6 protein-coding genes and 1 pseudogene are annotated in these 6,000 nt (G+C 72.3%); 1 reads left to right on the forward strand and 6 read right to left on the reverse strand.

What is annotated here, in order from left to right; translation table 11 throughout:
* Positions 1 to 62 precede the first annotated feature (62 nt).
* The 4 genes from AC2YHJ_RS24760 to AC2YHJ_RS24775 all read right to left on the reverse strand — a co-directional run bounded on the left by AC2YHJ_RS24760 (position 63) and on the right by AC2YHJ_RS24775 (position 2,522).
* The gene (locus AC2YHJ_RS24760; RefSeq protein WP_487398855.1) at positions 63 to 299 is read right to left on the reverse strand and encodes a YjiS-like domain-containing protein; all 237 of its coding nucleotides are present in this window, start codon (positions 297 to 299) and stop codon (positions 63 to 65) included.
* Positions 300 to 312: 13 nt separating this feature from the next.
* The gene (locus AC2YHJ_RS24765; protein WP_487398856.1) at positions 313 to 543 is read right to left on the reverse strand and encodes a DUF1127 domain-containing protein; all 231 of its coding nucleotides are present in this window, start codon (positions 541 to 543) and stop codon (positions 313 to 315) included.
* A gap of 510 nt (positions 544 to 1,053) precedes the next feature.
* Positions 1,054 to 1,398, reverse strand: a complete 345-nt coding sequence (locus AC2YHJ_RS24770; protein WP_487398857.1) for a hypothetical protein — start codon at positions 1,396 to 1,398, stop codon at positions 1,054 to 1,056.
* An 80-nt stretch (positions 1,399 to 1,478) separates the two neighbouring features.
* Positions 1,479 to 2,522, reverse strand: coding sequence for an alpha/beta hydrolase (locus AC2YHJ_RS24775; protein ID WP_487398858.1), 1,044 nt, complete (start codon positions 2,520 to 2,522; stop codon positions 1,479 to 1,481).
* Between the two features lie 298 nt (positions 2,523 to 2,820).
* Between AC2YHJ_RS24775 and AC2YHJ_RS24780 the strand changes: the two genes are divergently transcribed.
* Positions 2,821 to 4,206, forward strand: a complete 1,386-nt coding sequence (locus AC2YHJ_RS24780) for an MATE family efflux transporter (protein ID WP_487398859.1) — start codon at positions 2,821 to 2,823, stop codon at positions 4,204 to 4,206.
* A 40-nt stretch (positions 4,207 to 4,246) separates the two neighbouring features.
* Here AC2YHJ_RS24780 and AC2YHJ_RS24785 read toward each other — a convergent pair whose 3' ends face one another.
* Positions 4,247 to 4,996: a dienelactone hydrolase family protein gene (locus tag AC2YHJ_RS24785; RefSeq protein ID WP_487398860.1), complete on the reverse strand. Its 750-nt coding sequence runs from the start codon at positions 4,994 to 4,996 to the stop codon at positions 4,247 to 4,249.
* 26 nt (positions 4,997 to 5,022) lie between these two features.
* Positions 5,023 to 6,000, reverse strand: a pseudogene (locus AC2YHJ_RS24790) (hypothetical protein); the annotation flags it as partial.

The raw sequence follows: 6,000 nt of genomic DNA on the forward strand, positions 1-6,000 counted from the left end.
GCGTGGCCTGGCTGGTCCGCTCCGGCGCCGTCGCGCGCCGGAGCGTCAGCCCGCCCGCATCGTCATTTCCAGACGGGGCCGGGCGGCAGCAGCACGCGCGGGAGCTCGCATCGCGACACGCCCATGTCGGCGAGGGTGCGGTCGTCGATCTGCGCGAGTTCCCACGCCGCCTGACGGGCTGCGCGCCAGCGGCGCAGCCAGCCGATGAGGCGGGTACCGGCGCCCGGCCGGCGCGCCAGTGGCGCCGTGCCGTCCATCGGGATCGATGCCTGGCGGGGCAGGCCGCGTAACATGGCCATGGCTGCCGCCCCGTCAGCGCAGGAAGTCATGGGGCGGGTGCGAGCGGGACGGCACATCCGACGGGTCGAGGCCGATGTCGGACAGCATGCGGTCGTCCATGGCCGCGAGTTCCCGGGCCGCCGCGCGGTCCGCGATGTCAACGCGGAGCGAGGCCATCATGCGGCCCAGCAGGCCGAGGGGGTGGCCGACGTCGGGGATCGCGTCGGCCGGCATTGGGTAGTGGATGAAGGCGGGGATACGCATGACGGCACTCCTTGTGTCTCGTGGTGTGCGGTCATGCTGCTGGTGCGGGGTTTCGCGGTGACGTCGCGGCGATAGGGAAATGGTTTCGTCCGCTGGCGTCGGCGCGTGCGCTGCGACATGCATGAAACAGAGGGCGTCCGGTGCGCCGGTACGGCTTTCCTGCCAGCCTTCGGCGTGCCGCGATCAGGCTGTTGGTGAGGATGGTGCGTAAGCGGGCGGCGTGGAGCCGACCTGATCCGGGCCGGATCGCCTCCATCGACGACGATGCGTGCTGCGACGGGTGGGAAGCGATTTTGTCCCGGGGGATGACCGTTCGAACGGCCCCGGCGCATAGCCGCGCCCGGTGATGCGGGGCGGTTCCCGAGGGGGCCGCCGCATGGCGGCTTTCATTGGGGACGGCGCATGCCGGATACGCCGTGCACACGCCCGTCGGTTGGCTTGACGTCGCGGGCGATTATTCCCGCGCACGGCGCGGGCCGGAGCCCCGCGCCGTGGGGATCGAACGAACCGTCAGGGGAAGTTGATGTCCGTCAGCTCGCAGGTGTTGATGTTCCGCCGCTCGGTGGCGCGGCCGCCCTCGACCACGATACGGATGTCGTTCTGGCACTGCCCGTTGGGCAGCCGCACGATGAAGGTCTGACCGGCCGGCAGCACGTTGGCGCCCAGCAGGTCCTGGCCCCAATTGCTGTCCTGGGAGGAGGAGACATAGACCTCCATGATCGTCGCGTTCGACCGGTTGTTCAGCCGGAAGGACGGATCCGTGGTCTGCGCCCGCGCCGCACCGGCGAGGCCGAAGGCGAAAGCGGTGGCGACGGCGGCGGTGCCAAGGCCGAACAGGGCGCGACGAACGGTCATGCGTATCATCCGTGGATCAGCCGCCGGATCGGCGGCGGCTGCACCCTATGGCGCAATGCGTTGCGTGACGATGAAGCCGTTCAGGCCGCCGGCGCTTCCTCGAGGAAACCCTGCACCGTCTGGAACAGCGCGCCGCGGTTACGTTCCATCAGCATGGTGTGGGTGCCCTCGCCCAGCATGACCAGGCGCTTGCCGGGGCTGTTCACCAGCAGCGGGAAGATCGCCGCGGCCATGGCGGGCGGCGTGTCGCGATCCCATTCGGCGACCACCAGCAGCGTCGGCGCGGTGACCTTCGCCGGATCCCAATAGGGCCGGCCGGCCTGCGCGTATTCCCGGTCATCGAGTAGCACGCCGTTCGGCGCGCGCAGGACCTGCGGGTTGCGGCGCAGCCCTTCCGGATCGGTCGCCCAGGTCACGCCGGCCCAGTGTTCGAACCAGCCGGGCGGGATCAGCCCGGCGCGCTTGGCCTCGGGCACGCCGTTCATCCAGCGCTGCCGCACCTGCGCCTGCGTCACCGCGCGATAGGCGCCGAGCGTCTCGCCCGTGCCCGCGGCGGCGGGGCTCGCGCCATCGCGCAGCCAGGGCGGCGCGAACAGCACCAGGCGTTCCACCAGCGTCGGATTGTCCGCTGCGAAGCGCCCCATCAGCGTGCTGCCCCAGGACCAGCCCATGTGGATGATACGCGGTACGGACCGGTGGCTGCGGATGAAGGCCGCCGCGGTGCCGATATCCGCGAGTGCGACATCGCCGCGCACGATCGGCGGATTCGCCTCGGGCGGCTGCGACATCTCGGGCGGGCGCGTGCTGCGGCCATAGCCACGGATGTCCATGCACCAGACATCGAAGCCGCGCCCGGCGATGTAGTCCATCCAGGACAGCCCGCCGAGCGGAATATCGAACGTGGTATGCGCCGGAGGGGTCGCGCCATGGACGAACAGCAGCGTGCGCGAGGGCGAGTATGCCGTCATCGTCTCCTGCCGCTTGTTGCGCAGGAAGATCTCGATGCCCGCATCCCCGGCCGGCACCATGAATTCCTCGGTGACGATGGCTGGCGTCTGGGCGCGGGCGGTGCTCGCGAGGATCGGCGCGACGAAGGGGGTGGCGATCAGGGCACGTCGGTTCATGGCGGCCTCGTTACGGAGTTGCCGGCAGTGATAGCGCGGTCCGGACGGGCCACGAAATGGGCCGTCCGGAGTCTTGCGGTTTTGCCTCAGTCGCCGGCGCCGGGTCTTTGGGTTGCCTCAGTCGCCGGCGCGCACATCCGTGCGCTTGGCTTACGCGCCCTGCACTGGTGCTCCGGGCGCGACAGTTGGTTTGGGCGCGGTTGCGCTGTGCGCTCGCGGCCCGATGCGGGGCATCGGGCCGGGGTGTCGGAATTCACTATGGTCGCGCGTTTCGTCATCACGCTCTAAACCACCGGCAATGGACGCCGGGAACATCACGACGGCGCGACCGGGACTGGCCGCGGAGGCACGCGCGACGCTCGCGCTCTCCGGTCCCATCGTGCTCACCAATCTCTCGCAGATGGCCCTTGCGCTGACCGAGACGCTGCTGCTCGGCCGCCTCGGCACCGAGGCGCTGGCCGCCGGCATGCTCGCGACCAGCCTGCATTTCGCGCTGATCGCGCCGGGCTTCGGCCTTGCCCTCGCCGGCGCCCCGCTGCAGGCGCAGGCGCGCGGGGCAGGGCGCCTGCCGGGCGGGGCCGGGCGCGGCTGGGTGCGGGAGATGCGCCGCGCGACGCGGGCTGCGCTCTGGGCGGCGGGCCTCGCGATCCTGCCGTCGTGGCTGCTGCTGTGGAACAGCGGGGCGCTGCTCCGCGCCCTGGGGCAGGACCCGGTGCTGGCGGACCTGGCGCAGGACTACACCCGTGCCTCGATGTTCGGCATGCCCGGCTTCTGCGCCTTCGTCGCGCTGCGTGGCTTCCTCGCGGCGATGGAACGGCCGGCTGCGGCGATGTGGGTCTCGATCGGCGTCGTCGTGCTGAATCTGCCGCTCGCCTGGCTGCTGATCTTCCCCGCCGGGCTCGGCGTCTGGGGCGCCGGGATGGCCATCGCCATCGCCAATACGGCGATGCTGGTCACACTGCTGTGGCTGATCCGGCGCGACCGGGTGTTCCGCCGCTTCCGGCTGCTCGGCCATCTCTGGCGGCTGGACCGGGCGCGGCTGGCGCAGGTGGCGGCGGTCGGGCTGCCCATCTCCGCCGCCATGTTGCTCGAGATCGGCGTCTTCAGCGGCGCTGCATTGGCGATGGGCTGGTTCGGCGCGGTGGCAGTCGCCGCCCATGCCATCGCGATCCAGACGGCCTCGACCACCTTCATGGTGCCGATGGGCATCGGCCAGGCGGCGACTGCGCGCGTTGGCCTCGCGATCGGCGCGGGCGACCGGGCGGGCGCGGCGCGGGCGGGTTGGGTGGCGATCATCCTCGGCGCCGGCTTCATGGCGGTGATGGCGGTGCTTCTGGTGCTCTCGGCCGGGACGATCGCGCGCGGCTTCATCGATCTCGCCGATCCGCGCGCGGCGGATGTCGTGGCGCTGGGCGCGACGCTGCTGGCGGTGGCGGGCCTGTTCCAGATGGCCGACGGGGTGCAGGTGGTCGCGGCCGGGTCGCTGCGGGGCCTCGCCGACACGCGCGTGCCGATGCTGTTCGCCGCGCTCGGCTACTGGGTGCTGGGGCTGCCGACCGGCCTTGCGCTCGGCTGGTGGGCCGGCTTCGGGCCGCCGGGAGTGTGGATGGGGCTTGCGACAGGCCTTGTGGTGGTGGCGGTGCTGATGTTGGCGCGCTGGCGGCGGCTGTCGGCCTTCGCCTGATACGCGCGGGCCTCGGACGCCTTCCGAGGCCGCCCCAAACCTACCCGCGCGGCACCCGGCCGAGCAGGTCGAACAGCGCCGCCCAGTGCCGTTCCGCCGCCACCGGATCGAAGCCTGCGGAATCCGGCTGGGCGAAGCCGTGATGCGTGCCGGGGTAATGCTCGATGCGATGCGGGATGCGGCTCTCCGCCATCGCCGCCGTCACCGTCTGCGGCACGCCGGCGGGAATGTAGGGGTCCTGTTCAGCGAAGCAGAGATACGCCTCCCCGCGCGCCAGGCGCGGAACCCACAGATGCGGGCTGTCCGCTGCCTCGGTGACCATGCGCGTGCCGTAGAAGGACGCCGCGACGGCGATGCGCTCCGGCGCCTCGGCCAGCGCCTGCAGGGCGAAGCGGCCGCTCATGCAGTAGCCGACCGCCGCACCGGGCCGCGCGGCCGTGACGTGAAGCGCATCGAGCATCGCCGGCAGGTCCGTGCGGAACTGGTCGTGCCCATACCCGCGGGCGAGGTTGAAGATCCGCTCCCGCTCCGGATTGCCATCCTGGCTGAAGGCGGCGCGGTCGAAGCCGACCTCCCGCATCCGCCGCCAGTACAGGTTGGGCAGCAGCGCCCGGTATCCGGCCGCCGCGAGCCGCGCGGCCATGCCGTGCAGCGCCGGGCGCACCCCGGGCGCATCCATCAGCACCAGCACGGCGGGCGCAGCATCCGGGGCGATGGCCGGCGCATAGAGATGCGCGTTCAGCACGCCCTCGGCGGTCGGGATGTCGATCGCGGTTGCGGTGATGCCCATCCGTCTGCGGTCCCCGGGAGCGGTGTTCAGCGCCGCACCACCGTTTCCACTACGACCGGGCGGACCACGACGCGGGTGCCGTTCGCCCGCGCGGTGCGCAGCGCCTGGGCCAGCGCGGCGACATAAGCCGCCTGCGGTTCCACCACCGGCCGCGACGTGCCGAACAGCGGCCGGTCCGAGGCGATGACGACCGCGAGGTCGGTGCCGAAAGGCTCGTCGATCACCCAGCCCGGGAAATTCGCCTCCGGCTCGCCGAGGCGCACCTGCTCACCGGGCCGCTTGAGGATGGAGGGGACCAGGTTCGCGACCTCCCCCGAATGCATGAAGTAAGCGACGTAGAGATGCGCGGGCCAGTCCGGCATCTGCACGTCGAGGCGCATCAGCTCGTCCTTCTGCAGCGGCAGGCGGCCGACGACCGAGACGGTCGGTGCCACCCCGGCCGCGCCGAGCACCGGGCGCAGCAGGTCGAGCGCCTCGCAGAAATTGCCGTCGAAGGGCGTGATGTCGAGCCGCGCGGCATCCTCGGGCACGCTGCGCTGGGCCAGCGCCTGGCGGATCGATGCCTCGTCGCTGCGGCGGACCACGCCGGCGAGGGTGAGATTGCGGTCGGTCGCCGACCACGCGATCAGCGAGCAGGGCGTGGAGACGGCGATCGCCTGGGCGGCGGCGCGCAGGTCGAGCCGCGCGATCTGCTGCCGCTGCGCCTGCTCCCGCGCGATGCGGTCGCGCTCCGCCTGATCGCGGGCGGCCTGGTCCCGGGCGGCCTGTTCGCGCGCGGCCTGATCGCGTGCCGCCTGATCGCGGGCGAGCCGGTCGCGTTCCGCCTGGTCGCGCGTGGCCTGCTGCTGCGCCTGCTCCCGCGCCAGCCGGTCGCGTTCGGCCTGGGCGCGCGCAGCCTGATCACGCGCGGCCTGTTCGCGCGCCGCCTGTTCGCGGGCGGCGGCTTCCCGCGCCGCGGCCTCGGCGGCGAGGCGCTCGCGCTGGGCCTGCTCGCGCGCCGCCTC

The organism is Roseomonas sp. SRI_022, assembly GCF_057586215.1.